This is a genomic window from Aeromonas sp. JL9, from assembly GCF_024436075.1.
GTDB classification, from domain to species: Bacteria; Pseudomonadota; Gammaproteobacteria; order Enterobacterales; family Aeromonadaceae; genus Aeromonas; species Aeromonas veronii.
In genome coordinates, this window is sequence record NZ_JANFNV010000019.1 from 1 (window position 1) to 25,489 (window position 25,489).

A 25,489-nucleotide genomic window follows, 5' to 3' on the forward strand; every position below is an offset into this window, starting at 1 on the left:
TCCACCTTGCGTTACTGACGCTGGCTTGCGCCGTGATCTGCTCGCGCTTCGCTGAGAGGTTTTGTTAGCGGCTCTTAATGCTGATCATGGACATACAGCACCACTTGCCTGGCTATGGGCACGTCCAGCAGGCATAACTTCAATCTGAACGCCCTTTTCGCCGCTGACACAGAGTGAAAAGATGACCTCGCTATCAGACGTAATGGTGCCATCAGGGGTGAAGCGAAGCGCCTGTGCATCTGCAGAAATGGCCAGTTCTGCAGGAAACTCGGGACTTGCCGTCAGAGTTGTTTCGCTGCCATTGAGCTTCTGATCGCTATTAGTATCGATAAAAGCGATCTGCCGGGTCGCTCCATTTTGATTGGCAGTAACGCACTCTTCTACAGAATTATTGATAGTGGTCAGGCAGAGAGTAACCGTTTGCTGGTTAGAGATAGCCTGTTGTCTGGCATAGTTTAAGTGGTTGAGAAGGCTTTTTTCCTGGGTCGCCAAATTATTGCTGCCAAGCAGGTTAGAGAGGGAAGGAATACCAATCCCCAACAGAATGACGCCCAGCGCAATGGCTATCATCAACTCCATCAGGGTAAATCCGGCGTTTTTCATATCTGCGAAGGCCTGTCGTTCCGTGACTATCTACAGCTTATCCTTCCCGCTGGTTGCTGTCACACGGTTACGCCTGTCTTGAACTGGCAGATTGCCCCCCTTTTCTTTATCATTCCCCATCATTTTCGAATACAAGATGCATCGCCATGGCAAAAGCCCTCTCTCTGATGCTTGCCCAGTTGAATCTGACGGTAGGCGCCATCGAAGATAACACTGACAAAGTGCTCGCTGCGGCAGCTCAGGCCGAGCAGCAAGGTGCCGATCTGCTGGTCTGCTCCGAGCTGGCCCTGACCGGCTATCCACCGGAAGATCTGCTGCTGCGCGCCGATCTGATGATCCGGGTCGAAGCCGCGTTGGCTCGTGTTGCCGAATGGCAGGGCAACTGTGCCATTTTGGTGGGGCACCCTTGGCGTGAAGGAGAGGCGCTCTACAACGCAGCCTCCCTCTATGAGCACGGCAAGCTGATTGCCCGTTACTTCAAGCAGGACTTGCCCAACTACGGGGTATTCGACGAGAAGCGCTACTTCACCGCCGCGACCGAAACTTGTGTGGTGCCGTTCCGTGGTCACAATCTGGGGCTGCTCATCTGTGAAGATCTGTGGCAGCCGGGCCCGGCGCTGGCCGCCAAGGCGGCGGGTGCCGAGCTGCTGCTCACCATCAATGCGTCGCCCTACGATCAGGAGAAACCCTGGATCCGCCGCGAGCTGATGGCCGAGCGCTGCGATCAGACCGGTCTGCCGCTGGTTTACCTCAATCAGGTATGCGGTCAGGATGAGCTGATTTTCGACGGCTGCTCCAAGGTGTTCAACAGCCAGGGCAAGTTGACCCACAAACTGGCCCCGTTTGCCGAAGAGCTGGCGCTGGTACGTTTTGCCGATGGCCAGCCGGTGAAAGAACGGGAGCCCGCTGCGCCGCTGGAACCCTTGGCCGAGACCTATCAGGCGCTGGTGTTGGCAGTGCGCGACTACGTTACCAAGAACGGCTTCCACGGTGCTGTGCTGGGTCTATCCGGTGGTATCGACTCTGCGCTGACGCTGGCCATTGCGGCCGATGCCATCGGTGCCGACAAGGTGCAGGCGGTGATGATGCCGTTTCGTTACACAGCACAGATGAGTGTGGAAGATGCCAAGGAGCAGGCCGAGCGGATGGGGGTTGAGTTCAACATCATCTCCATCGAGCCGATGTTCGAAGGCTTTATGGCCCAGCTGGCGCCCTTGTTTGAAGGAACCGCCCGCGATACTACCGAAGAGAACCTGCAGGCTCGCTGCCGTGGTGTGCTGCTGATGGCGCTCTCCAACAAGCGTCGTCGCATCGTGCTGACCACCGGCAACAAGAGTGAGATGGCGGTGGGTTATGCCACCCTGTACGGTGACATGGCGGGCGGTTTCGACGTGCTGAAAGATGTGCCCAAGACGCTGGTCTTCAAGCTGTGCGAATATCGCAACTCGGTTGACTATGTGATCCCGCAGCGGGTTATCGACCGTCCTCCTTCAGCGGAACTGGCGCCGGATCAGGTGGATCAGGACAGCCTGCCCCCGTATGACATCCTTGATGCCATCCTCAAGCGTTACGTGGAAGAGGATGCCTCGGTCGCCGACATGGTGGCAGAAGGGTTCGAGGAAGCGGTGGTGCGCAAGGTGATCCGCTTGGTGGATCTCAACGAATACAAGCGCCGTCAGGCGGCGGTCGGGCCCCGCATTACGGCTCGCAACTTTGGTAAGGATCGCCGTTACCCCATTACATCCGGGTTCGGCAAACAGAACTGGTAAGGAGTCACCATGAAGAAGATTGAAGCCATCATCAAACCGTTCAAGCTGGACGATGTGCGCGAGGCCCTGGCCGAGATCGGCATCAACGGCATGACCGTATCCGAAGTCAAAGGCTTCGGCCGCCAGAAGGGCCATACCGAGCTCTATCGCGGCGCCGAATATATGGTCGACTTCCTGCCGAAAGTGAAGGTGGAGCTGGTGGTGCAGGACGAGGATCTCGATGCCTGCCTGGAAGCGATCCAGAACACCGCCCGTACCGGCAAGATTGGTGATGGCAAGATCTTCGTCTGCGAGGTGGAGCGTGTCATTCGTATCCGTACCGGCGAAGAGAACGAAGACGCGATCTGACCTTGGCTATCTTTTTACCTGACCAGAGGCGTGAAGTGTGGCCTCATTTGATGGGGTGGTTGCGCTTCGTGGTGGTCGCCAGCCTGTTGGCGGGCCTTACTGCTTGCAGTACCCGTCCACCGGCCCAGCCGGAGAATCTGTGCCAGATCTTTCGCGAGAAGCCTGACTGGCACAAGGCCGCGCTCAAGATGAACGAGAAGTGGGGGACGCCGATCCATGTGGTGATGGCCATGATGTATCAGGAGTCCTCGTACGTACATGATGCTCAGCCACCGATGCAGTATTTCCTCTTCATCCCGACCGGGCGGGCCAGTTCGGCTTATGGTTATGCTCAGGTCAAAGATGAAACCTGGGCGGATTACCAGCGGGAAACCGGCAACAGCTGGAGTGACCGCGATGATTTTGCCGACGCCATCGATTTTATGGGTTGGTACACTAACAAAGCCCAGCGGCTCAATGGCACCTCCAAGTGGGATGCCTATGGCCAGTACCTCAACTATCACGAAGGGTGGGGTGGCTACCGGCGTGGCAGCTATCGCAGCAAGGGGTGGTTGATGAAGACCTCTCGCAAAGTGGAAGCTCGCGCCCAGCGCTACGGCGCCCAGTACCGTCAATGCAAGGATCAGCTCTCCCGTGGGGGCTGGTTCTGGTAACCAAATCAGGAGTCAGAAATGCCGTTATTGGACAGTTTTACCGTTGACCACACCCGTATGGAAGCGCCTGCGGTGCGTGTGGCCAAGACCATGCAGACCCCGAACAAGGACACTATTACCGTGTTCGACCTGCGTTTCTGTGTGCCTAACCAGGAGATCCTCTCCGAGCGCGGTATCCATACGCTGGAGCACCTGTTCGCCGGTTTTATGCGTGACCACCTGAACGGCAACGGCGTGGAGATCATCGACATCTCCCCCATGGGTTGCCGTACCGGCTTCTACATGAGCCTGATCGGCGCGCCGGACGAAGCCCGTGTTGGTGCAGCCTGGCAGGCGGCCATGAGCGACGTGCTCACCGTGCAGGATCAGGCCAAGATCCCCGAGCTGAACGAGTATCAGTGCGGCACCTACAGCATGCACTCGCTGGAAGAGGCGCATGCCATCGCCCGTCATGTGCTGGAGCGCGGTATCGGTGTTAACCACAACGACGAGCTGGCACTGCCGGAAGAAAAACTGAAGAGCCTGTGAGGCGGATGATCTGTTGCTCATCGGATAACCTCTTCAGGGAATGTTAAAAGAGCCGGTCAGCCATGCTGACCGGCTCTTTTTTATTCCGCCCGATCGCGGTTATGGGGATGACTTGCTCCCCTTGCCGACTCTGATTAGGATGGTTTTTGACCTGAACCTGATGGAGGCGGTGTGACGATGAAGGGGATATTGCTGCGTTGGCTGGCCCGTTATGACGCGTGGTGCGAGGAGTGGGGGCTCACTCAGGAGAACCGGCGCTGCTGCACGCCGGTTCGTTATGATGATGATTCAAGCAAAGAGCGAGCTTGCGCAGAAGAGGCTGAGCTCAATCAAAATTGCGGGTCACGGCACCGGTAACGCTGTTGTACTCGAAGCCGAGGCCATTTCGATAATCCGAGCTGGTCTGGAAGCGACCAATTGAGTCGCGCAGGATATAGCGGCAGTTGTTGTGATTTATATTGGGCTCATCTTCGTCTGCATAGCCTGTCGTAATTATGGTGGATAGGTAATCAACACCGTCTGGAATAACAACGTCAGTAGGGTCTATGCGGGCAGCGGTTTGGCCGCCATCAAGCAGATCGGTCAAGAGCAGTTTACAGTCTGACGGGTTGCTAACCGATATATGGTTACCAGAGCCAGGCTGATAAGGGGTGTCTACCGGTTTGTTGTAATCTTCTTCGGAACCCACCGGCCAACCATAGCGATTGATATCCAATTTGCCTTTACCAAAGCTGCTCAGATTGTAGAGCGCGATTGCTTGTCCCTGCATTTTCACCGCCCACCCAGCATGAGCCAGCTGAACTGCGCTGGCAAAGCTGCCTGCGGTCGCCGAGACCGTGCTTTTCAGGGCATCATCCTTGATATTGATAAAGCGGGGCAGGGCGGTGACGGCCAGGATCCCCAGCACTATGATCACCAACACCAGTTCAATCAGGGTAAAGCCGTTGTTTTTGTTGTTCATCATGTTCAATGACCCATTAAATACCGCAAACAGGTGTGAGTGATATGCAGCTGATAGATACCCATTGCCATCTCGACTTTCCGGTGTTTGACCAGGACAGGGAGGCACTGCTGGCCCGTTGTCGGGCATTGGGGGTGACGGAGTATATCATTCCTGCCATCGCAGAAGATAACTGGACTCGTGCGATGGCACTGGCAGATCAGCATGACGGCCTCTTTTATGGTCTGGGCGTTCATCCCTGGTATGCCGGTGAACAGCATGAGGGGGTGATGGAACGGTTGCGAGCGTTGGTGATGAGCCAACCTGCCGGGCTGGTGGCCATAGGCGAGTGTGGGCTGGACCTGCGCTCTCACGTGCCGCAGGAGGGGCAGCTTGCGCTGTTTGAGGCTCAGATCCGGCTGGCTGCCGATGTCGGGCTTCCCATGATGATCCACTCGGTGCGTGCCAATGACACTGTGGCCAAGCTGTTGCGCCGCTTCAAGCCGCCTCGTGGCGGGGTGATCCATGCTTTCAGCGGTTCGTTGCAGCAGGCGGAGGCCTTCTGGCAACTGGGCTTTCGACTCGGGGTGGGCGGGGTGATCAGTTTTGAACGGGCGAACAAGACGCGAGAGGTATTTCGGGCTATGCCGCTCGAGGCTCTGGTGCTGGAAACCGATTCGCCCGATATGCCCTTACAAGGTGAGCAAGGCACCCGGAATACCCCGGAAGCGCTGCCGAAAATAGCGGAAATATTGATGACATTGCGGGATGAACCATCGGCAGATGTTGCCAAGGTGTTATTTGAAACTGCCCGGCATATTTTCCATCACGACCAATGGCTGTGAAACAATTTCGCAACACCTGATTTAGTTGTCAGGAAAAAAAATGAGCGTAAAAATCGTTTGCTGTCTAATTTTGTGACACTTGGACATTTTGATAACGATAAAATGTGACCAACATTCTATTTTATCGGACTTTAATTAGTATAATGCGCTCCCCTTGATTAGTTGGGTTTAATAACAACTCACTAACAAGCCAGGTGCTACTAGAGGAAGATAATAATGAATTTGTTCATGGGTCTGGTAGGGATGGCGACGCTCGTCCTTATCGCGGTGCTGTTCTCCAGCAATCGCAAGGCAATCAACGTCCGTACCGTTGTCGGTGCGTTCGCAATTCAAGCCGGTCTGGGGGCGTTTGTTCTCTATGTTCCGGTTGGTCGCGATATCCTGGTCGGCGTGTCCGACGCGGTATCCAGCGTGATCAGCTACGGCCAGAACGGGATCGACTTCCTGTTTGGCGGTCTGGTCAGCAACAAGATGTTTGAAGTGTTCGGTGGCGGCGGCTTTGTCTTTGCCTTCCGTGTTCTGCCGGTCATCATCTTCTTCTCTTCCCTGATTGCAGTGCTCTATTACCTGGGCATCATGCAGATGGTCATCAAGTTGCTGGGCGGCGGTCTGCAGAAAGTACTGGGTACTTCCCGCACCGAATCCCTGTCTGCAACTGCCAACATCTTCGTCGGTCAGACCGAAGCGCCGCTGGTGGTTCGTCCCTACATCGCCAAGATGACTGACTCCGAGCTGTTCGCCGTCATGTGTGGTGGTCTGGCTTCCGTTGCCGGTTCCGTACTGGCCGGTTACGCCTCCATGGGCGTGAAGATGGAGTACCTGATTGCTGCCTCCTTCATGGCTGCACCGGGTGGTCTGCTGTTCGCCAAGCTGCTGGTTCCCGAGACCGAGACCCCGAACTACGACGAAAGCTCTGCCGATGCCGAGCTGGATGACAAGCCTGCCAACGTCATTGACGCTGCTGCTGCTGGCGCCTCTGCCGGTATGCAACTGGCCCTGAACGTCGGCGCCATGCTGCTGGCCTTCATCGGTCTGATTGCCATGATCAACGGCATCTTCTCCGGTGTGGGTGGCTGGTTCGGTTATCCGCAACTCTCTCTGGAACTGCTGCTGGGCTGGATCTTCTCCCCGCTGGCCTTCCTGATCGGTGTGCCTTGGAATGAAGCAGTGGTTGCTGGTTCCTTCATCGGTCAGAAGCTGGTAGTGAACGAGTTCGTGGCTTACCTGAACTTCGCTCCGTACCTGAAAGACGAAGTGCTGATCAACGGTGTGGCCATGTCCGATCACACCAAGGCTATCATCTCCTTCGCGCTGTGTGGTTTTGCCAACCTCTCCTCTGTTGCCATCCTGCTGGGTGGTCTGGGGTCCATGGCGCCGAACCGCCGCGGCACCATTGCACGCTTTGGTCTGAAAGCCGTACTGGCTGGCTCTCTGTCCAACCTGATGTCTGCCACTATCGCAGGCTTCTTCCTGGCACTGTCCGGCATGTAATCGCCGCCTGACTGACAGGGTATAAACACGAACGCCACGGCATCTGCCGTGGCGTTCGCGTATGGAGCGGTGACAACCGTTTTCCTATCTAAACTAATAATAAAATGAGTCAAATCGGAGGTTATATGAATGAAGTGCTACTGGCGATGGTGGCCGGCTTTATAGTTGGTTTGTTGTTTTCTTTCCTCAAATTGCCGATCCCTGCGCCTCCCGTTTTGTCCGGGGTAATGGGGATCGTCGGGGTCTATCTGGGGGGATTGGCCTACTCCTGGATCCTGACTCGTTTCTTTTCGTAAGGCTTTTTTAGACCTGGATTTGCCAGATGTGAGGTACCTCTGAAATTGGCAAATCCGGCTTGCAAACAGGGGGTATCTCGGCTGAAATAGGCGTTGCCAGCAGGGTGCTGGCAATGACTAATACTCGATGAAATCGGGTGTTGGCGGTCAAATGGAATTGATTGGGAAGTCGGGTCAGATGTTGTCGGCCTTTCTCAAGTCTTCATGGAACCAAGTCCGCACTTTTGTAAGAAAGTGACAGGGCTCTTGCCTTATTTACAGTCGCAGTGCCTGCAGGGTGTTTTGAATAGCATCCCGATAGTGCCGGTGCCTTCGCACTGTAATTCCATTCCCGTATAGCTGGGGATTACTGCCTGTGCATCCATCGCTGGATGCTATGGTGGTGCCCGGTTATCTGGATTAAATCGAGACTTTGGAGAACAGAATGACTGATCTGAAAGTGGCCGCTCAGCGCGCCCTGAACCTGATGGACCTGACCACCCTGAACGATGACGACACCGATCAGAAGGTGATCGACCTGTGCCATAAGGCCAAGTCACCGGCTGGCCTGACTGCCGCCGTCTGCATCTATCCCCGTTTTATTCCTATCGCTCGCAAGACCCTGCGTGAGATCGGCGCTGCCGACGTACGCATTGCGACCGTGACCAACTTCCCCCACGGCAACGACGACATCGAGATCGCCGTGGCCGAGACCCGTGCCGCTGTCGCCTACGGTGCTGATGAAGTGGACGTGGTGTTCCCGTACCGCGCCTTCATGGCCGGTAATGAACAGATTGGTTTTGATCTGGTCAAAGCCTGTAAAGAGGCCTGCGGTGCCAACGTGCTGCTGAAAGTGATCATCGAAACCGGCGAGCTGAAAGAAGAGGCGCTGATCCGTCGCGCTTCCGAGATCTGTATCGATGCCGGTGCCGACTTCATCAAGACCTCCACCGGCAAGGTGCCGGTCAATGCGACCCTGGAAGCGGCGCGGATCATGATGGAAGTGATCAAGGCCAAGAACCCGAAAGTCGGCTTCAAGCCTGCTGGTGGCGTGAAAGACGCAGCCGTTGCCGGTCAGTATCTGGCCATGGCCGAAGAGATCCTCGGCAACGACTGGGTGTCCGCCCGTACCTTCCGCTTTGGTGCATCCAGCCTGCTGGCCAGCCTGCTGGCCACTCTGGGGCATGGCGACAAGCCAGCCAACACCAGCGGTTACTAATAGGTTGATGAGAGGGCGGACTGCTGTCCGCCCTGTTAGCCCCCATCATGCGGTGTGCGGGCAAGGATTCAGGCTTGTGTAACGCCAGCAATGGCGGAGGGAATGAAAGATGTTTTTGCCTCAAGAAATTATTCGCAAGAAGCGCAACGGTGAAGCGCTCAGTACCCAAGAAATTCAATTCTTCGTTCAGGGCATTACCAACAACACCATCGGCGAGGGGCAGATTGCCGCGCTGGCGATGGCGGTCTACTTCAAAGACATGACCATGGATGAGCGGGTTGCCCTGACCTGCGCCATGCGCGACTCCGGCATGGTGCTGACTTGGGATCACCTCAATCTGGGTGGCCCGATTGTCGACAAACACTCCACCGGCGGGGTGGGTGATGTTGTCTCCCTGATGCTTGGCCCGATGGTCGCTGCCTGCGGCGGTTTCGTGCCGATGATCTCCGGTCGTGGTCTGGGCCACACCGGCGGCACCCTCGACAAGCTGGATGCCATTCCCGGCTACCAGACCTCGGTCGACAACGACCGTTTCCTGAAAGTGGTGAAAGAGGCGGGTGTCGCCATCATCGGCCAGACCGGCGATCTTGCCCCCGCTGACAAGCGTATCTATGCAGTACGTGACATCACCGCCACCGTCGAATCCATCGCCATGATCACCGGCTCCATCCTCTCCAAGAAGCTCGCCTCCGGGCTCGAAGCGCTGGTGATGGATGTGAAAGTGGGCTCCGGCGCCTTTATGCCGACCTTCGAAGCCTCCGAAGAGCTAGCCAAGAGCATTGTGGCCGTGGCCAACGGTGCCGGTTGCCGCACCTCTGCGCTCTTGACCGACATGAACCAGGTGCTGGCCTCCAGCGCCGGTAACGCGGTGGAAGTGCGTGAAGCGGTGCGCTACCTGACCGGTGAATACCGTAACCCGCGCATCCACGAAGTGACCATGGCGCTGTGCGCCGAGATGCTTATCTCTGCAGGCTTGGCCAGCGACGAGCGCGATGCGCGCGGCAAGTTGCAAGCGGTGCTGGATAACGGCAAGGCGGCCGAGATCTTCGGTCGCATGGTGACAGGTCTCGGTGGCCCGGCGGACTTCATGGAGCGTTATGACGCTTACCTGCCCAAGGCAGCCATCGTACGCCCGGTTTTCGCGGCCAACAGCGGTTTCGTGACCGCCATGGATACCCGCGAGCTGGGTCTGGCCGTGGTGGCGATGGGCGGTGGTCGCCGCGCTGCCGGTGACAAACTTGATTATGCGGTCGGTCTGACCGACTTTATCCGCCTGGGTCAAAGTGTTGATGCTGACAAGCCGATCGCGATGATCCACGCTCAGACTGAAGAGCAATATGCTCAGGCTGCCAGCATGGTGCTGGCGGCTGTCCGGATTGGTGGCGAACGGCCGGAGGCACTGCCTGAAGTGTACCGCCGTATCACCCTGGCCGATTTGTAACAAGGGGAAGACCCATGAAACGTACCTTTATTCTGATGATGGACTCTTTCGGTATTGGCGCTGCTGCCGACGCCGACAAGTTCGGAGATGTGGGCGCCAACACCCTTGGCCATATCGCCAAGGCGTGTGCGGCAGGTGAAATTGAAGGCCGTGGCGCCCTCAATCTGCCGAACCTCAACAAGCTGGGTCTGGGCCACGCCTGCGAGCAGGCCTCCGGCTACTTCCCGGAAGGGCTGAAGAAAGATATCGAGGTGGTCGGTGCCTACGGCTTTGCTCAGGAGCTCTCCTCCGGCAAGGATACCCCGTCCGGTCACTGGGAGATCGCCGGTGTGCCCGTACTGTTCGAGTGGGGCTACTTCAAGGATCACCACAACAGCTTCCCTCAGGAGCTGCTGGACGCCATCGTCGAGAAGGCTGGTCTGCCGGGTTATCTCGGCAACTGCCACGCCTCCGGTACCCAGGTGCTGGACGATCTGGGCGAAGAGCACATGAAGACCGGCAAGCCGATCCTCTACACCTCTGCCGACTCCGTGTTCCAGATTGCCTGCCACGAAGAGACCTACGGCCTCGAGAAGCTCTATGAGCTGTGCCACATCGTGCGCGAGTTGCTGGAGCCCTACAACATCGGCCGCGTGATTGCGCGTCCGTTCTTAGGCACTGGCAAGGGTAACTTCAAGCGTACCGGTAACCGTCACGACTACTCAGTGCTGCCGCCGGCGCCGACCGTGCTGGATTATATGAAAGATGCGGGCGGTCAGGTGGTCTCCATCGGTAAGATCGCCGACATCTATGCCCAGCAGGGCATCACCAAGCAGGTGAAAGGGACTGGTCTGACCGAGTTGTGGGATCGCACGCTGGAAGAGGTGAAAGCGGCCGGTGACAACACCATCGTCTTCACCAACTTTGTGGACTTCGACTCCTCCTACGGCCACCGCCGTGATGTTGCCGGTTATGCCGGTGCGCTGGAGTATTTCGATTCCCGCCTGCCGGAGCTGTTTGAGCTGCTGCAAGATGGCGACGTGGTGGTGCTGACTGCCGACCACGGCTGTGACCCGACCTGGGGTGGCACCGACCACACCCGCGAATACATCCCGGTGCTGTTCTTCGGCAAGTCGGTCAAGGCCGGCTCCGTCGGTCGTCGCGAGACCTTTGCCGATATCGGCCAGAGCATCGCGGCGTACCACGGCCTGCCGAAACTGGCATACGGTACCAGCTTCCTGTAATTTACCCGCCCGCCACTTCGGCGGCGGGCAATTTATAAAACAATAAAACTCAACCTAGTGTGAAGGAATCAAGAGAATGGCAACTCCTCATATCAATGCGAAAGATGGCGCCTTTGCTGATACCGTGCTGATGCCGGGCGACCCCCTGCGCGCCAAGTACATCGCTGAAACTTTCCTGGAGAACGTCGAGCAGATCTGCGACGTGCGCAACATGTTCGGTTTCACCGGTACCTACAAGGGCCGTCGTATCTCCGTGATGGGTCACGGCATGGGTATCCCGTCCTGCTCCATCTACGCAAAAGAGCTGATCACCGATTACGGTGTGAAGACCCTGATCCGCGTGGGCTCCTGTGGCGCCGTGCGTGAAGACGTGAAACTGCGTGACGTGGTGATCGGTATGGGTGCCTGCACCGATTCCAAAGTAAACCGTCTGCGCTTCAAGGATCACGACTTCGCTGCCATCGCCGACTTCGACCTGGTTGCCAATGCCGTGCAGGCCGCCAAGAACAAGGGCGTTGCCGTGCGCGTCGGTAACATCTTCTCCGCCGACCTGTTCTACACTCCGGACCCCTCCATGTTCGACGTCATGGAAAAATACGGCATCCTGGGTGTCGAGATGGAAGCCGCCGGTATCTACGGCGTGGCCGCAGAGTACGGTGCCAAGGCACTGACCATCTGCACCGTCTCCGACCATATCCGTACCGGTGAGCAGACCACCTCTGAAGAGCGTCAGCTGACCTTCAACGACATGATCGAGATCGCACTGGATTCCGTCCTGCTGGGCGACAAGTAATTCCCTTGCGAATAAGAAACGGCGGCCTTCTGGCCGCCGTTTTGCATTTCTGAGGCTGGAATCAGAGGTCAAGGGCGAAGCGCCCCTTACCCGCCATTTTGGCCCGATACATAGCGGCATCCGCCCGGTGTAACAGTTCGTCTATGTTGCAGTGTTGACCATGACGACAGATCGCGCCGCCAATGCTGCCAGCAAGCGGCAACTGGTGGCCGGCCACATTCCACGGTTTGGCCATGGCGTCCAGCAGCCGTTGGCAAAGGGCTGGCAGCTCCTGCTCCGGGTAGCGTAAGGCGGGCAATATGATGGTGAACTCGTCGCCTGCGAGACGGGCCACCATGTCGCCGGGACGCACTTCAGCACAGAGCACGCTGGCGAAGCAGTGCAGCAGGGCATCCCCCACATGGTGTCCCAGCTGGTCGTTGATCTCCTTGAAACCATCCAGATCGAGAAACAGCAGGCCGAGCGCCTCCCCGTCATGGTGTACACGCTCCAACTCGCGGGTCAGACGTAGGGTGAACGCTCGTCGGTTGGGCAGGGTGGTGAGCGGGTCGTGGCTGGCGTCATGTTCAAGCTGGCTCTGCAGTGCCTTGAAATGGGTGATATCGGCACCCAAGATATAGACCCCGGGCTCGTCACCGACACTCGGGATCATCGTGATCTTGAGATCGCGTGGGCCGATGGGCAGCTCGAAGCGGTATTCGAAGCTTACCTGCTCCCCCGCCTGTGCCCGGGCCAGATAGGTCATGGCATTGGCGTAGGCGGCTTCACCGATCACATCTCGTGCGCTCATCTCCAGCATGCGTTCTGGATCGAGCCCGAAGTAGCGGCAGTAAGCCTGATTGGCAAACAGGTAGCGCCCCTCTGGCGAGAGCATGCTGATGGTGACCGGCAGGCCATCGGTGATGGCACGTAGCCGGGCTCGGTTTCGCTCGACCTCGGCCATTGCAATGTGCAGTTGCTCGACGGTGGCCGACAGCTCGCGGGTGCGATCCCTCACTTGCATCGCTAGTCCCAACTGCAACTGCATCAACTTATCTTCGGCCACCTTGCGCTCCGTGAGGTCGGCAAACACCGCGATCAGATGTGGTGCAGCAGTGCGGCTTTTACAGAGTGTCACGCTCAGCTGTACCCAGCAGAGGGTACCATCGGCGCGCAACATCCGCTTCTCCAGCAGGTAATGTTGGCGCTGACCATCGAGCAGTTCTTGATACAGCGGCAGTTCCCGTGGCAGATCCTCGGGATGGGTCATGGTCTGCCAAGTGCACCCCAGCATCTCGGGTTCGCGATAACCGAGCAGCTGTTGCAGACCCGTATTGGCTTTAAGCCATACCCCTTCCAGTGAGGAGAGCGCCATGCCCACCGCCGACTGGTTAAAGGTCTGGGTAAAGAGATGCTCCTGATCTTCCAGCACATTGCTGAGGCTGCGCACCTGATGGCGCCGCTCGAGATCGTGCAGGGTGTTCTCCACCAACAGGCCGAAATCATTGAGATCCTGCCATTCTTTCTCGTCAAGCTGACGCGGCTTGTTATCCACCAAGCAGAGGGTGCCGAGCACCACCCCATCCAGTGCCCGTAGGGGGCGCCCTGCATAGAAGACCACGTGGGGTGGTCCGATCACCAGCGGGTTGTCGGCAAAGCGGGGGTCGAGTCGGGCATCGGGCACTTGCATGATGTCGGGCTGCAAAATAGCGTGACCGCAGAAGGAGATATCCCGACCAATCTCGCACAGGGCGATGCCGGTGCGGGCCAGAAACCACTGGCGATCCACATCAGTGAGTGAGACCAGCGTCACGGGCAGATTGAAATGGCGGCTGATGAGGCGGGTCAGGCGATCCAGATGGTCAATGGGGTCGCGATCGAGCAGCCCGAGGACCCGCAGTCGCGCCAATCGACTCTCTTCATCCACGGGCAAAGTGGGGGCAATCATGCAGCTCTCCTACTGGTTATACACTCTCATGAGTATACAAGGTGGCAGGGGGGAGTGGCTCCGGTCTAAGGCTGATCGGCCGGTTTGCTCTTTTTCTTGTGCTTGCGTACCCGCATGTAGTTGCGGCGCACGCCGTAGGAGATGAGCACCCCGGCCAGCAGGGCAACCAGCAGCATCAGGCGCTGTTTCTCCTGCACCACCTTGAGCCGGGTGTCCTTGTCTGCCAGCATCTGCTGCTCTTCCAGGGTGATGCGCAGGAAGCCGATGGTCTGCTCGCCATCCCGGATCTCCTGCACGAACTGGATCCGTCCTTTGCCCTGCTCCGGCAGTGACTTGTTATCGCTGCCTATGGGCAGCAGGCTCTCCAGCGGCACCGCCTGCTCCGATTGGGCGAGGGGAATGCCGCGTCCGTCGTAGAGGGTGGCATCGAGGATCTCCGGCTCGGCTGCCAGATCTCGCGCCAGCCGCTCCAGCTCGCTGCTCTTCTCCTCCTTGATCCAGCGTTTCATGTCTCGGGCGGCATAGGCGACCAGCGCCTGCGCCCGGTTGCGCGCTTCGCTGTGCAGCGAGGCCTGGCTTTCACCCTGCATATGGATAAGCACACCGAGCACCCAGCATCCGAGCAGGATACCGGCACCCAGGCTGAGAACACGTTTGATGGGAAGATGACGCTGCAAGCGCGAGACCTCATGGTAACAAGGAGTGGCGGGATCTTGGCGCTTGCCTGTACAAAAAGCAATACGCTACTCTGGGCCAGCATTGTTAACCCCCTGATCACCAAGGAAGGCGTATCCCTTATGTTGTTGTCCCGGCTCCCCCCTCTGTTATCCGATTGGCCCGCGTTGTTGTCCGGCTCACCCTGTTGGCAGCTCCACGCAGATGCGTTGCAACCGACAGAGACTCCGCTGGCTGGCGGCTGGTTGGTGCTGTTTGGCAAGGGGCTGGGCGCATCCCATCTGGCGTGTCTGTCACCTTTGTTGGCTGCACAGGGGTTGGCGGCCACCCTCTATCCTCCCACCGAGGTGGCGGGCGTGCCATTGTTGCTGCTTGGCTGCGATCGCTTCTCTTCCGAGCTGATGGCCGAGCTCAAGAGCGGTGAGTGGGAAATCGATCTCTGCCATCTGCCCGCCCTGCCGACCCTGAACGAGCCCGGCCTGCTAGTGATGGATATGGATTCCACCGCGATCCGCATTGAGTGTATAGACGAGATTGCCCGACTTGCCGGGGTTGGCGAGCAGGTGGCGGCAGTAACGGCCGCAGCCATGCAGGGCAAGCTGGAGTTTTCCGACAGCCTGCGCAATCGGGTGGCCCTGCTGGCAGGGGCGCCGGTCACCATTCTCGACGAGGTGGCGGCATGGATGCCCTGGATGCCGGGCTTGCAGCTGATGGTCGATATCCTCAAAGGGGCGGGTTGGAAGGTGGCCATCGCCTCCGGCGGTTTTACCCGTTTTGCTGGCCAGTTGCAGCGCGATCTGGGGCTGGATGCCATCTTCGCCAACGAGCTGGCGGTGGAGGGGGGCCAGCTGAGCGGCAAGGTGAGCGGGCGCATCGTTGATGCCAGCGTCAAGGCCGAGGTGTTGCAGCAGCTTGCTCAGGAGTACGGCATTGCTGCCGCCCAGACCGTGGCCATCGGCGATGGTGCCAACGATCTCAAAATGATGGGGGTCGCTGGCCTTGGCATTGCCATTCACGCCAAGCCGCTGGTGCGGGCGCAGGCGGCGGCCACCCTCAATCATCACGATTTGGAGGGGGTGATCTGCCTGCTGGCGGCGCGGGCTTGCAGCGAGCAACGTTGGGACAAGCGCTGACAGTGTTTCAAGGAGGAAACCAATAAAAATGGAATTGTTGCAGCAGTCTCTGTTTATCCCCTGTGGTGGCCATCAATTGCATGTGCGCCACATCAAACCCCGGGTCGCCGTGCATGGAGAGCCGATCCTGATGGTGCATGGCGCCATCGAGAACGGGCGGATCTTCTATACCGAATCTGGCAAGGGGCTGGCCTGCTTTCTGGCCCGTCACGGCTATCAGGTCTATGTGGCTGATTTGCGGGGGCGGGGGCTCAGCACTCCTGCCATCGCCGAGCAGGCAGAGCACGGTCAGCATGAGCTGATCACCGAGGATCTGCCCGCCCTGCAGCGCTGGATTGCAGAGCGCCATCATGGTTTCAAGGTGCACTGGGTAGCCCACTCCTGGGGCGGTGTCATCATGGCCTCGACCCTGGTGCGCTTCCCCGAGCTGGCGGAGCAGGTGGCCAGTCTGCTGTTTTTTGGCACCAAGCGCGGCGTGTCGGTGCACAATCCCGAGCGCTGGCTGAAGGTAGATCTGATCTGGAATCGGCTGGCCCCCTGGCTGGCCCGCCGCCGTGGTTTTCTGGCGGCTCGCACTCTGAAGATCGGTGCTGACGACGAGCCGCTGCGCTATCTGCAGGAGACCATCCCCTGGGTCAAGTGCGGCCCCTGGCAGGATCCCCACGACGGTTTTGCCTATGACGAGGCGGCGGCACGGGTCAACTGGCCACCGCTCTGGATGATTTCGGCCAAAGCGGACAAGGTGCTGGGTCACCCGACCGATGTGCGCCGCTTCAGCGACGAGATGGGGTCGGTCACACGTCACACCCGATTGGGGCGGGACAATGGCAACCGCCTCGATTATGACCACATCAACATGCTGACCGCCCCGCAGGCCCAGGAGGATCACTTTCCCCAGATCCTCGACTGGCTGCTCAACCCGCAGGCGGCATGATAAAAAACAGGGCGCCTCGAGCGCCCTGTTTCATTTCTGTATGTTCCGGGATCGTCAGTTCAGCGGCGGCGTGATGCCAAAGCGGAACAGAGTGGCCTGGGTGGTATCGGTCAGTTCGCCCACCCCCACCACGCTCCATAGCTCCTCTTCCAGCTTGCGCGCCTTGTGGATGGCGAACTTGGCGATGTAGTCCAGCTCGTTGGCGATGAAGTTGGTGTCGGGCCGTCCGGTACGGGAGATGCCGACCAGCACCGAGTAGAACTCCCCCTGTTGCTGCGCCAGCTCGATGAACTGACGCTTCTCTTTGACGTTGGCAAAGCTGCTGGCCAGCCGGCTGCTGAAGATGGGCAGGCCGGCCTTGGTCTGGATGCTGGCGATATAGACCTCGTCCTCTCTCGGTTTGTCCTCCCGCTCGATGGCGCGCAGCGGGTTCATCAGCAGCTCCTTGAGCAGCTCCCCCTGAAACAGCGGGTAGAGGTTCTCCTGCTCCGGCAGCTCGGCACAGGCTTGCAGCAACCGCTGCAGACTGCGCGGTTGCAGGGATTTGCCGATGGAGGCCGGTTTGGGCGCGCCTTTCAGCTTGTTGACATAGACCGGCGAGTTGAACAGGTGGTGGGTATAGATGTTGCGCAGGGCCCGCGCCAGCCCGCGATAGCGGCGCTGCTCCTGCGCCGCCTTGAGCTTGTTCTGGTTGCTCTCGATCAGCAGGCTGAAGAACTGGCGGCCGGTATGGCGATCTGAATCCCCTTCGATGCAGAGGTGCAGCACGGTGCGGGTCATGTTGAGGCTGACCAGCCGGTAGGAGAGGCGCTGCAGATCCATGCTCTTGGATAGCTCCTGCAAGCGGGGCAGGGCGATGGTCACCACATCGTTTTTCTCGCCGATAAAGGCATCTTCCAGCTCGATTTGCAGGCCGTGAGTCGAGATGTCGCGGGTCCAGCCGATCCAGGATTTGCCGTTGTGATGGATGGCGACCGCGGTCTTGTGGATGTAGCGCGACTCCTTGCGTAGCTGAACATAGTGCAGGGTCTCGGTCTCGAACGGGGCAACCCCCTGTGCGTGACCAAAGCGCTGCAACTCGTTGGCGTTGTTGCTGACCCCTTCCTGATGGAACTCTTCCCGCTGTGACTCCAGGCCGATCTCCTGCAGCAGGCCGCAATAGCCGATCTGCTTGAGCCGCTCGAGCAGCAGGATATCTTGCAACTGCGGGTTGTCCTGCCCCTGCAGTTGTCCCACATCCGCCTCGACCAGATCGCATGCCTCCAGCGTGAACTTGTAGACACGCCAGCTGGGGCGGCGTGAGCCCACCTGGAAGAAGAGGGCGGTGAGGCCACTCTGGCGCAGCTCCTCGGTGGTGGCGGAGAAGAAGTAGATGTGGCTGCGCACCGTGTGGGTAAAGCAGTAGATGATGGTCTCGGTGGTGGTGCCGGGGGCCGGGCAGAGCCGTTTCATCCGCTCTGCGCTGAAAAGCCCCGCGAGGGCATCGCGGTTTTTTTCATCGCGCCAATACTCCAGCAGGTGCTGGTTGTTCTCGGTACGCAGGGCAATCTCGAGATTGGGGCTGTCGCCTGTGCCGAAGAAGAGCGGCATGCCGGTCATCCGCGGCAGGTAGAACTGCTCATACCCTTTGATGATGGCGGCGGAGAGCAGATAGTCGACACTGACCCGATAGCGGATCTTGTTGGCGTCGATAAAGTCGCTGAGGAAGGCATCAAAGGCTGGCTGTTCGCCGGAGCGCACCAGTCGCAGCCAGTATTTCCCCTCTTTGCTCTCTTCGCCGAGGATCTGATAGCCGACCGGCTGATGCAGCACCGGATTGGGGGTGTCCCGCTCCAGTCCGGTAAAGAAGACCTCCACCTGGGCGCCGGTGTGATAGTTCGGCAGATAGGGAACCGAGACCCGCATGCCACCCAGCGAGAGATCGGAACTCTTGGCGAACAGCTTCTCCCCGTCCTGAAACTTGATCAGCACCGGCGAGCTGAAGTGCATCCGCTCCTGACGGCGGCCGTAGTAGCTGGCAAAGGCAATGGTGTTGACATCATATTGCCGGAAGGGGCTGGCCGGCGGCGACAGCTGACCATCCACGCGGGCGTTGTGGTGCTGTTTTTGCCACTGTTGCAGCGCCTCGTAGACGCCGAGGGTATAGATATCGCGGTAGAGATAGCACTGGGACTGGAACAGGGCAATCGCATCGGCGGGCATGAAGTGAGTGATGCCGTCGAACTCATGCACCAGGCACTCATCCTCCAGCTCATCGCGCATGTCGATGACCCTGCGGCAGGGGGAGCACTTGCGCTTGAGCTCCATCTTGATCAGAAAACGGCTGTTGCTGTTTTCCTCCTGGGTCATGCGGTTGAAGATCTCCTCGAAATCTTTCTCCCGCAGCAAGGGGACGAGTTGTTCAATCAGATGTTGCTGGTGTTCTGAATCCATTTGTTCCTGCCACGGAAAGTCACTTTTCCGATTCTGGGTTTGATCTGTCGGTCGCAAACAAGTATATCAAGCAGGAATTCATCCTGTCCCCGAGTTATCAATGGCCAAAAATAAAACTGCTTATGTTTGTTCCGAATGTGGTGCCGACTTCACACGCTGGCAAGGTCAATGCAGCGAGTGCAAGGAGTGGAATACCATCACCGAGGTGCGCCTCGGCTCGGTGAGCCCCGCTGGCAAGAGTGCCCGTTACACCGGTTATGCTGGCGCGGTCGGCAGTCAGGTACAGACACTGGCAGAGATCGCCACTACCGAAATTCCCCGTTTTACCTCAGGTTTCAAGGAGCTGGATCGGGTACTTGGTGGCGGTGTGGTGCCCGGTTCGGCCATTTTGATCGGCGGCAACCCGGGGGCAGGCAAGTCGACCTTGCTGCTGCAGACCATGTGTGGTCTCGCTGAACGGATGAAAACCCTCTATGTCACCGGCGAGGAGTCGCTCCAGCAAGTCGCGATGCGGGCCAACCGCCTTGGGCTACCCACCGACAAGCTGCGGATGCTTTCCGAGACCAGCGTCGAGCAGATCTGCCTGATTGCCCAGCAGGAGCAGCCGCAGATCATGGTGATTGACTCCATTCAGGTGATGCATGTGGCGGATGTGCAATCGTCCCCCGGTTCTGTCTCGCAGGTGCGCGAAGCGGCGGCACTGTTGACCCGCTACGCCAAGCAGAATCATGTAGCCATCTTTATGGTGGGCCATGTGACCAAGGATGGCAGTCTTGCGGGCCCCAAGGTGCTGGAACACTGCATCGACTGTTCCGTACTGCTCGATGGTGGTCATGACTCCCGTTTTCGTACCCTGCGCTCTCACAAGAACCGTTTCGGTGCGGTCAACGAGCTGGGGGTCTTTGCCATGACCGAGCAGGGGATGCGCGAGGTGAGCAACCCCTCCGCTATCTTCCTCAGCCGGGGTCAGGAGCAGGCACCCGGATCCATCGTCATGGTGATTTGGGAGGGCACCCGACCGCTGCTGGTGGAGTTGCAGGCGCTGGTGGATTACTCCCAGCTCTCCAACCCGCGCCGGGTGGCGGTGGGGATGGATCACAACAGGCTCGCCATGTTGCTGGCGGTGCTGCACCGTCACGGCGGGTTGCAGATGGCGGATCAGGATGTCTTCATCAACGTGGTTGGCGGGGTCAAGGTCGAGGAGACCAGTGCGGATCTGGCGCTGCTGCTGGCGATGGTCTCCAGCTTCCGGGATCAGGCGCTGCCCAAGGATCTGGTGGTGTTCGGCGAAGTGGGTCTTTCTGGTGAAATTCGCCCGGTGCCGTCCGGCCAGGAGCGGTTGCAGGAGGCGGCCAAGCACGGTTTTCGTCGAGCCATCGTGCCGCACGCCAATGCCCCCAAGCATCCCATCGAAGGGATGGAAGTGGTGCCGGTCAAGAAGCTGTCTGAGGCACTCGAGGCGCTGTAATCCCTCAGCATTGCAATCGATACAACAGCACAACGGAAAAAGAGCGCCTCGGCGCTCTTTTTTATGGGCTGGAACCTGCCATCAGGGCTGGCTGTGTTCCAGATGCTCGCTCAGCAGTTGTTCCAGCTCGCGGTGGAGCAGCTCTTCGTCGCCGACGTTAAGCTCGATCATCCGCTTGAGATGGGTGGCACTGTCGATATCGATGTGGTGGCAGTAGAAACCCAGCTTCTTGCTGGCTTCGTGGGTCAGCTCGACCTGCATTTTGATCTCGATATCGCTACCGCTCAGGATAAAGCTGAGCTGGTACTCCTTGTTGTCACGGCTCTCCCAGTCGTCGGGGCGGATCAGCAGGGCCCCTTGCAAGGAGACATCGACAAGCTGGGTCTGCCACTTCTGTTCCCCCTGGGTGAGTTCTGCCATGGTCAAGTAGAGGATCCGTGCAAAACGGCGGCGCTCAGACATGCTCATCTCCTGTATGCAATAAGTGTGGACGCTAGGGTCATTGCTCTGAGTGTAATCCACCTTGGTTGCCAGTATCTTGAACTTGCTCCGAAAATGGCATTCAGGCTTGCTGGGTACTCAAGGATTCCACCACATGAAGCGCCTTGACCAGGCGGTCCTCCTGTTTGAACCGCTCTTCCAGAACCGGACCCAACTCATTGAGATCATCATCCAGTAGCAGCAATTGGGCCTCGTCGGCATCACTGTATTTGTCGTTGAACTCGAGGGCGAATTCAGTGCTGGTACGAATATGGGGATAGATGCGCTTGGCCAGCTCCAGTGCTTCGCCGCTGGCTTGCTCGAATGCGGTGACGACGTGGTGGTAGATCTCGAAATGGCCCGCGCTGACATAGTCGACCAGCCGGTCGCAAAACTGATGCAGCTCTTCTGTCTTGGGCAGGCTGCGTTGCTTGGTCCGTGCCGGAGTGAGGCCTGCCAGCTGCATGTATCCAACCAGCAACGCTTGCCTTGCATCCAGCCAGTCGTCGATAGCCTTATGCTTGCCTGCCAGCGCCTGCTTGGTCTGTTCCAGTTTCGTCAACATAATCCCTATCCCTCCGTGGGGCAAAGGCTGGCCGATTGTTCGGTATTCCGAGCCGTTTGAGCAGTGACACAACCTATAACTAGGGAAAATCTGGGCAAGCGTCAATAGCCATGGGGGGATAATGTTAAGTGGCGAAGAAATAGTCAGCGGATTGTGTCTGCGTGCTAGCAGGTTTCAGGCCTGCCCACGGTTTCTCGCGTGTGGAATGTGACTATTTCCGCAGATCTTGATGAAAACCCCAGCGTTTGACGCGTTCGGCTCGATAAAGGCTTTGCCTGTGAGTTTTTTTTTGCATAGAGTGACCCAGCGCTAAATGCCCGATCATAAAGGAAATGTTATGAACAAAGCTCAACTTGTCGATGCGATTGCCGCCAAAGCAGATCTGAGCAAAGCTCAGGCCAAAGTGGCTCTGGAAGAGATCATCAATGGTATTACCCAGAGCTTGAAAGAAGGCGATGCTGTGCAACTGGTCGGTTTTGGCACCTTCAAGGTCACCCACCGCGCAGGCCGCACCGGTCGTAACCCGCAAACTGGTAAAGAGATCCAGATTGCTGCTGCCAACGTGCCTTCATTCGTGGCTGGCAAGGCTCTGAAAGACGCCGTCAAGTAAGTCCGAAAGTCTGTTTTGTCCAATGCCAGTCAGCTTGCTGACTGGCATTGTTTTTATGGGATTCTCCCATCCTTCCTATTAGTCCTTCCTGACTTTTCCTTCTGTCAGCCTCGTGGCGGCTGAGGCCTTATGCCGTTTGCGGGTTGGATGGCAGCGGCCAGATCCGCTCATAGGCCCAGGTAAAGACCATGATGTAGACGAGGTAGAAGGCGACGAAGCCGAGATCCAGCATCAGGGCGTCCCACACTCCCAAATCGAGCCAGAGCATGACGCAGGGGAGGGAGAGCATCATAAAGCTCGCCTCATAGCCAAACGCATGCAGGAAGCGGTCCAGTGGTCGCTTGTTGGTGCGCCCGCAAAGTTTGAGTAACCCCTTGTCAAACAACAGGTTCCAGCCATAGGTCCAGGCGGTGGCGACGATGGAGAAGAAGATGGCCAGCGAACCGACCTCGGCGACGCCCTGACCGAACAGCTGGCTGATCAGCGGTGCGACCAGTGCCAGCCCGATGCCTTCGTAGAGAACCAGGTAACGAAGTCGATCCGGGGTGGTGCGTAGTTGGGTACTACTCATGGGTGATGTGCCTCCTGTGGGAGGCGCATTCTAATCAGGGAGTGGTTAAAAGAGAAGCATCGGCCCGTCATGACTGGCGTTGAGGGGCATGATGATGCGCCCTCTTTGCGATACTTCTCTATTGCCAACTTGGGCGTTAGCCCTGAGTGGTCAAGTCTGCGACTCAGGCGTCGGTTGGCGTGACCCGGGTCCGCATGGCAAAGCCCTCTTCCATTTGAGTGAGCTTTACCTTGACCTCTCCCAACTCGGCGAGCGAGGCAACATGGGTGCCACCACAGGGAATGGTCACCTCCTGGCCTTCCAGCATGCAGTGCCAGTAACGGGAATCGATGATCTCCTCGCCAGCGCGGCTGCGGCGGATTTCGCTCCCGGCTGCGATCCAGTCGGCCAGCTGCTGGTTGGCTTTCTCTTCAATCAGCGCCAGATCTGCCAGCAGCTCCTCGCTGTTGACCCCTTTCTTGCGTAGGCTCTTGCCGATTCGGTACTGCTCCCGCGAACCGCAAGGCTCGACCCGAGAGCTTTGAATAGCCAGACGATCGAAGTCGGGCTGGCCCAGTGCATCGCGCTCGCTTACCTCCTTGCGCCAGTAGGGGATGAGTACCCTGTTGAGGGCTAGTGCCGCCAGATGGCAGCCACTATGGCCCTGACTCAACGCGTGACGGGCTGCGCTATCTACTTGTAATTCGACCTGGCTGCCAACGGCCAGCTCATGGTCACCGGTCAGCGGATGGACCACCACGAAACGCCACCCCTCAGCGCCCCGTTTGACCGGAATGGCAGTATCGACGAACAGCTCGCCATCCGGGCTGATGGCCCCCATTCGGCAAGGGCCAATGGTGGCTTCGCCCCCTTCCCAGCGAACATGGCCCACATCCCCCGGCTGATCGGGCCAGAGGTGGCTCTGGGGATGAAAAGGGGTGAGGTCGGTGACCAGCAGTGTGGTGTCAGCGCGCTGGCAGCAGACCACGCTGGCCTGCTCCTGATGATGGCCCAGTACGAAGCTGGCTCGGGTGTGTTCCATAGCAAGGCTCCCGCAACGATAAATGAGAAGAGAAAGCGGCAGCATACGCCAAAGTGCGAAGAGGCTCATTAACCAGAGTTAATGAGCCTCTCTTCTCGGTTTTACGGTTCGCTAGATCATGGCGACCAGCAGATAGGCGTTGAGGCCAATCACCAGCGCAACGATAAGGCGGCCGATGGCTTGTGTGACCGGATGGTTGCGATGTTGCCCCATCAGCGCCCGATCGCCGGTCAGTATCAACAGCGGGATCAGGGCCAGCGCGATGCCAAAACTCAGTATCACCTGACTCAGTACCAGAATTTCGGTGGTGTTGAGCCCCATGGCGATCACCACGAAGGCGGGAGCCATGGTGATGGCGCGACGCAGCCAGAGCGGGATGGTAAAGCGGACAAAGCCCTGCATTACTACTTGCCCGGCCAGGGTGCCCACCACGGTAGAGCTGATGCCGGAGGCGACCAGCGAGAGGCCAAACAGGGTGGCTGCTGCCTGACCCAGCAGCGGAGTGAGGGTCTGATAGGCGGATTCCAGCTCCGCTACCTGCTGGTGGCCCGAGCTGTGGAACGCGGCGGCCGCCATCGCCATCATCGCCAGATTGACGAAGCCGGCGATGGTCATGGCAATCGCCACATCGACCCGGGTGGTGTGCAGCCGCTGGCTGACCGAGCCCTGATCCTGTGTGTGCTGGGTCAGTGCCGAGTGCAGATAGATAACGTGGGGCATCACGGTGGCACCGAGTACACCGGCGGCCAGATAGACGGCATCGCTATTGGGCAGACCAGGGAAGAGGGCGCCCTCCAGCAGGCTGGGCAGATGGGGGCGGGAGAAGATCAGCTCGACGATGTAGGCCGCCGCGACAAACAGCAGCAGGCCACCGACCACGAACTCCAGCGGTTTCTGACCACGAGATTGCAGCATCAGGATCCCCCAGGTCACTACGGCGGTGATACAGGCTCCTTCAAGCAAGGTCACGCCAAGCAGCAGCTTGAAGCCGACTGCGGCGCCGATAAATTCGGCGAGATCGGTGGCCATGGCGATGATCTCTGCCTGCACCCAGTAGGCCCAGACCGCCGGTTTTGGCAGTCGGTCGCGGATGTGCTCCGCCAGATTCTTGCCGGTGACGATGCCAAGTTTGGCCGAGAGGGTCTGCACCACCATGGCCATCAAGTTGGCCCATACCACTACCCAGAGCAGTTGGTAGCCAAAGGTAGAGCCCGCCTGAATATTGGTGGCGAAGTTGCCCGGGTCGATATAGCCGATGGCGGCGATAAAGGCAGGCCCGAGCAGGGTCAGTTTGAATTTGCGGGCTGGAATCGTAGTCGTCAGTGCGGGTTGCATGGCATCACCCTCCATAAGGATATGGAGAGAGAATAGATCTAAGTGATAATCATTATCAATTGTTGTTTCTGATGATTTCCATCGGGAAAAACATTTAAGGCGGTCAGTTGCAGTGAGGGATGTGATTTCGTACAATACGCCGCCCTAGAAAAGCAGCGACTAAACACCTTTATGTTCCTTGCCTCCGAGGTCTGGCTGCACCTGGGCGG

Annotated in this window: 26 protein-coding genes; 16 read left to right on the forward strand and 10 right to left on the reverse strand. The window is 58.4% G+C overall.

What is annotated here, in order from left to right; translation table 11 throughout:
- Positions 1 to 84: 84 nt before the first annotated feature.
- Positions 85 to 603, reverse strand: coding sequence for a GspH/FimT family pseudopilin (locus NOM06_RS13950; RefSeq protein WP_108612714.1), 519 nt, complete (start codon positions 601 to 603; stop codon positions 85 to 87).
- Positions 604 to 749: 146 nt separating this feature from the next.
- Between NOM06_RS13950 and NOM06_RS13955 the strand changes: the two genes are divergently transcribed.
- From NOM06_RS13955 to NOM06_RS20935, 5 genes are all read left to right on the forward strand, one after another.
- Complete coding sequence (locus NOM06_RS13955) at positions 750 to 2,372, forward strand: NAD+ synthase (protein WP_255911986.1); 1,623 nt, start codon at positions 750 to 752, stop codon at positions 2,370 to 2,372.
- Between the two features lie 9 nt (positions 2,373 to 2,381).
- Positions 2,382 to 2,720, forward strand: a complete 339-nt coding sequence (gene glnB, locus NOM06_RS13960; protein ID WP_005308848.1) for a nitrogen regulatory protein P-II — start codon at positions 2,382 to 2,384, stop codon at positions 2,718 to 2,720.
- A gap of 50 nt (positions 2,721 to 2,770) precedes the next feature.
- On the forward strand, positions 2,771 to 3,373 hold the full coding sequence (locus tag NOM06_RS13965; RefSeq protein WP_255912047.1) for a hypothetical protein: 603 nt from the start codon (positions 2,771 to 2,773) through the stop codon (positions 3,371 to 3,373).
- An 18-nt stretch (positions 3,374 to 3,391) separates the two neighbouring features.
- Positions 3,392 to 3,901 carry an S-ribosylhomocysteine lyase gene (gene luxS / locus NOM06_RS13970; RefSeq protein WP_005340462.1) on the forward strand — a complete coding sequence of 170 codons (510 nt, stop codon included), beginning with the start codon at positions 3,392 to 3,394 and terminating at the stop codon, positions 3,899 to 3,901.
- Between the two features lie 177 nt (positions 3,902 to 4,078).
- The gene (locus NOM06_RS20935) at positions 4,079 to 4,258 is read left to right on the forward strand and encodes a DUF5363 family protein (RefSeq protein WP_074042662.1); all 180 of its coding nucleotides are present in this window, start codon (positions 4,079 to 4,081) and stop codon (positions 4,256 to 4,258) included.
- Here the strand turns inward: NOM06_RS20935 and NOM06_RS13975 are convergent.
- Positions 4,227 to 4,865: a type II secretion system protein gene (locus NOM06_RS13975; RefSeq protein ID WP_255911988.1), complete on the reverse strand. Its 639-nt coding sequence runs from the start codon at positions 4,863 to 4,865 to the stop codon at positions 4,227 to 4,229. The two genes, NOM06_RS20935 and NOM06_RS13975, sit on opposite strands and share 32 nt — an antisense overlap.
- Positions 4,866 to 4,906: 41 nt before the next feature.
- On the opposite strand from NOM06_RS13975, the gene NOM06_RS13980 reads away from it, so the two are divergent.
- The 7 genes from NOM06_RS13980 (at position 4,907) to deoD (ending at position 12,128) form a co-directional block, all read left to right on the forward strand.
- Entirely contained in the window at positions 4,907 to 5,686 is a 780-nt protein-coding gene (locus NOM06_RS13980) for a TatD family hydrolase (RefSeq protein ID WP_255911990.1), read from the forward strand.
- A gap of 216 nt (positions 5,687 to 5,902) precedes the next feature.
- Positions 5,903 to 7,177 carry a NupC/NupG family nucleoside CNT transporter gene (locus NOM06_RS13985; protein ID WP_005340466.1) on the forward strand — a complete coding sequence of 425 codons (1,275 nt, stop codon included), beginning with the start codon at positions 5,903 to 5,905 and terminating at the stop codon, positions 7,175 to 7,177.
- Positions 7,178 to 7,302: 125 nt separating this feature from the next.
- Positions 7,303 to 7,473, forward strand: a complete 171-nt coding sequence (locus NOM06_RS13990; protein WP_005340467.1) for a XapX domain-containing protein — start codon at positions 7,303 to 7,305, stop codon at positions 7,471 to 7,473.
- Between the two features lie 424 nt (positions 7,474 to 7,897).
- Positions 7,898 to 8,671 (forward strand): deoxyribose-phosphate aldolase, encoded by a 774-nt coding sequence (gene deoC, locus NOM06_RS13995; RefSeq protein ID WP_108541628.1) that lies wholly within the window; start codon positions 7,898 to 7,900, stop codon positions 8,669 to 8,671.
- Between the two features lie 109 nt (positions 8,672 to 8,780).
- Complete coding sequence (gene deoA, locus NOM06_RS14000) at positions 8,781 to 10,112, forward strand: thymidine phosphorylase (RefSeq protein WP_255911992.1); 1,332 nt, start codon at positions 8,781 to 8,783, stop codon at positions 10,110 to 10,112.
- A gap of 14 nt (positions 10,113 to 10,126) precedes the next feature.
- On the forward strand, positions 10,127 to 11,335 hold the full coding sequence (locus NOM06_RS14005; protein ID WP_255911994.1) for a phosphopentomutase: 1,209 nt from the start codon (positions 10,127 to 10,129) through the stop codon (positions 11,333 to 11,335).
- A gap of 76 nt (positions 11,336 to 11,411) precedes the next feature.
- A complete protein-coding gene (deoD, locus tag NOM06_RS14010) occupies positions 11,412 to 12,128 on the forward strand; it encodes a purine-nucleoside phosphorylase (RefSeq protein ID WP_005340471.1) in 717 nt (238 codons plus the stop codon).
- A 61-nt stretch (positions 12,129 to 12,189) separates the two neighbouring features.
- On the opposite strand, the gene NOM06_RS14015 is transcribed toward deoD, so the two are convergent.
- A complete protein-coding gene (locus NOM06_RS14015) occupies positions 12,190 to 14,055 on the reverse strand; it encodes a diguanylate cyclase domain-containing protein (protein ID WP_255911996.1) in 1,866 nt (621 codons plus the stop codon).
- Positions 14,056 to 14,120: 65 nt separating this feature from the next.
- Positions 14,121 to 14,732, reverse strand: coding sequence for an AhpA/YtjB family protein (locus NOM06_RS14020; protein ID WP_139472980.1), 612 nt, complete (start codon positions 14,730 to 14,732; stop codon positions 14,121 to 14,123).
- Between the two features lie 120 nt (positions 14,733 to 14,852).
- On the opposite strand from NOM06_RS14020, the gene serB reads away from it, so the two are divergent.
- Positions 14,853 to 15,863, forward strand: coding sequence for a phosphoserine phosphatase SerB (serB, locus tag NOM06_RS14025; protein ID WP_255911998.1), 1,011 nt, complete (start codon positions 14,853 to 14,855; stop codon positions 15,861 to 15,863).
- Positions 15,864 to 15,891: 28 nt separating this feature from the next.
- Positions 15,892 to 16,797 (forward strand): alpha/beta fold hydrolase, encoded by a 906-nt coding sequence (locus tag NOM06_RS14030; RefSeq protein ID WP_255912000.1) that lies wholly within the window; start codon positions 15,892 to 15,894, stop codon positions 16,795 to 16,797.
- 54 nt (positions 16,798 to 16,851) lie between these two features.
- On the opposite strand, the gene NOM06_RS14035 is transcribed toward NOM06_RS14030, so the two are convergent.
- Positions 16,852 to 19,230: a PilZ domain-containing protein gene (locus NOM06_RS14035; RefSeq protein ID WP_255912001.1), complete on the reverse strand. Its 2,379-nt coding sequence runs from the start codon at positions 19,228 to 19,230 to the stop codon at positions 16,852 to 16,854.
- A gap of 100 nt (positions 19,231 to 19,330) precedes the next feature.
- Here NOM06_RS14035 and radA point away from each other — a divergent pair, with 100 nt between their 5' ends.
- The gene (gene radA / locus NOM06_RS14040; protein ID WP_005340481.1) at positions 19,331 to 20,698 is read left to right on the forward strand and encodes a DNA repair protein RadA; all 1,368 of its coding nucleotides are present in this window, start codon (positions 19,331 to 19,333) and stop codon (positions 20,696 to 20,698) included.
- A gap of 81 nt (positions 20,699 to 20,779) precedes the next feature.
- Here the strand turns inward: radA and NOM06_RS14045 are convergent, their stop codons facing one another.
- Positions 20,780 to 21,160 (reverse strand): PilZ domain-containing protein, encoded by a 381-nt coding sequence (locus tag NOM06_RS14045; RefSeq protein ID WP_005340482.1) that lies wholly within the window; start codon positions 21,158 to 21,160, stop codon positions 20,780 to 20,782.
- 100 nt (positions 21,161 to 21,260) lie between these two features.
- Positions 21,261 to 21,743: a sigma D regulator gene (gene rsd / locus NOM06_RS14050; protein WP_127006924.1), complete on the reverse strand. Its 483-nt coding sequence runs from the start codon at positions 21,741 to 21,743 to the stop codon at positions 21,261 to 21,263.
- 337 nt (positions 21,744 to 22,080) lie between these two features.
- On the opposite strand from rsd, the gene hupA reads away from it, so the two are divergent.
- Positions 22,081 to 22,353, forward strand: coding sequence for a nucleoid-associated protein HU-alpha (gene hupA / locus NOM06_RS14055; RefSeq protein WP_005340484.1), 273 nt, complete (start codon positions 22,081 to 22,083; stop codon positions 22,351 to 22,353).
- 127 nt (positions 22,354 to 22,480) lie between these two features.
- Here the strand turns inward: hupA and NOM06_RS14060 are convergent, their stop codons facing one another.
- The 3 genes from NOM06_RS14060 to NOM06_RS14070 all read right to left on the reverse strand — a co-directional run bounded on the left by NOM06_RS14060 (position 22,481) and on the right by NOM06_RS14070 (position 25,280).
- On the reverse strand, positions 22,481 to 22,924 hold the full coding sequence (locus NOM06_RS14060; RefSeq protein WP_106843908.1) for a PACE efflux transporter: 444 nt from the start codon (positions 22,922 to 22,924) through the stop codon (positions 22,481 to 22,483).
- Positions 22,925 to 23,087: 163 nt separating this feature from the next.
- Positions 23,088 to 23,945: a hypothetical protein gene (locus NOM06_RS14065; RefSeq protein WP_255912002.1), complete on the reverse strand. Its 858-nt coding sequence runs from the start codon at positions 23,943 to 23,945 to the stop codon at positions 23,088 to 23,090.
- A gap of 111 nt (positions 23,946 to 24,056) precedes the next feature.
- On the reverse strand, positions 24,057 to 25,280 hold the full coding sequence (locus NOM06_RS14070; RefSeq protein ID WP_058058701.1) for an Nramp family divalent metal transporter: 1,224 nt from the start codon (positions 25,278 to 25,280) through the stop codon (positions 24,057 to 24,059).
- Positions 25,281 to 25,489 lie beyond the last annotated feature (209 nt).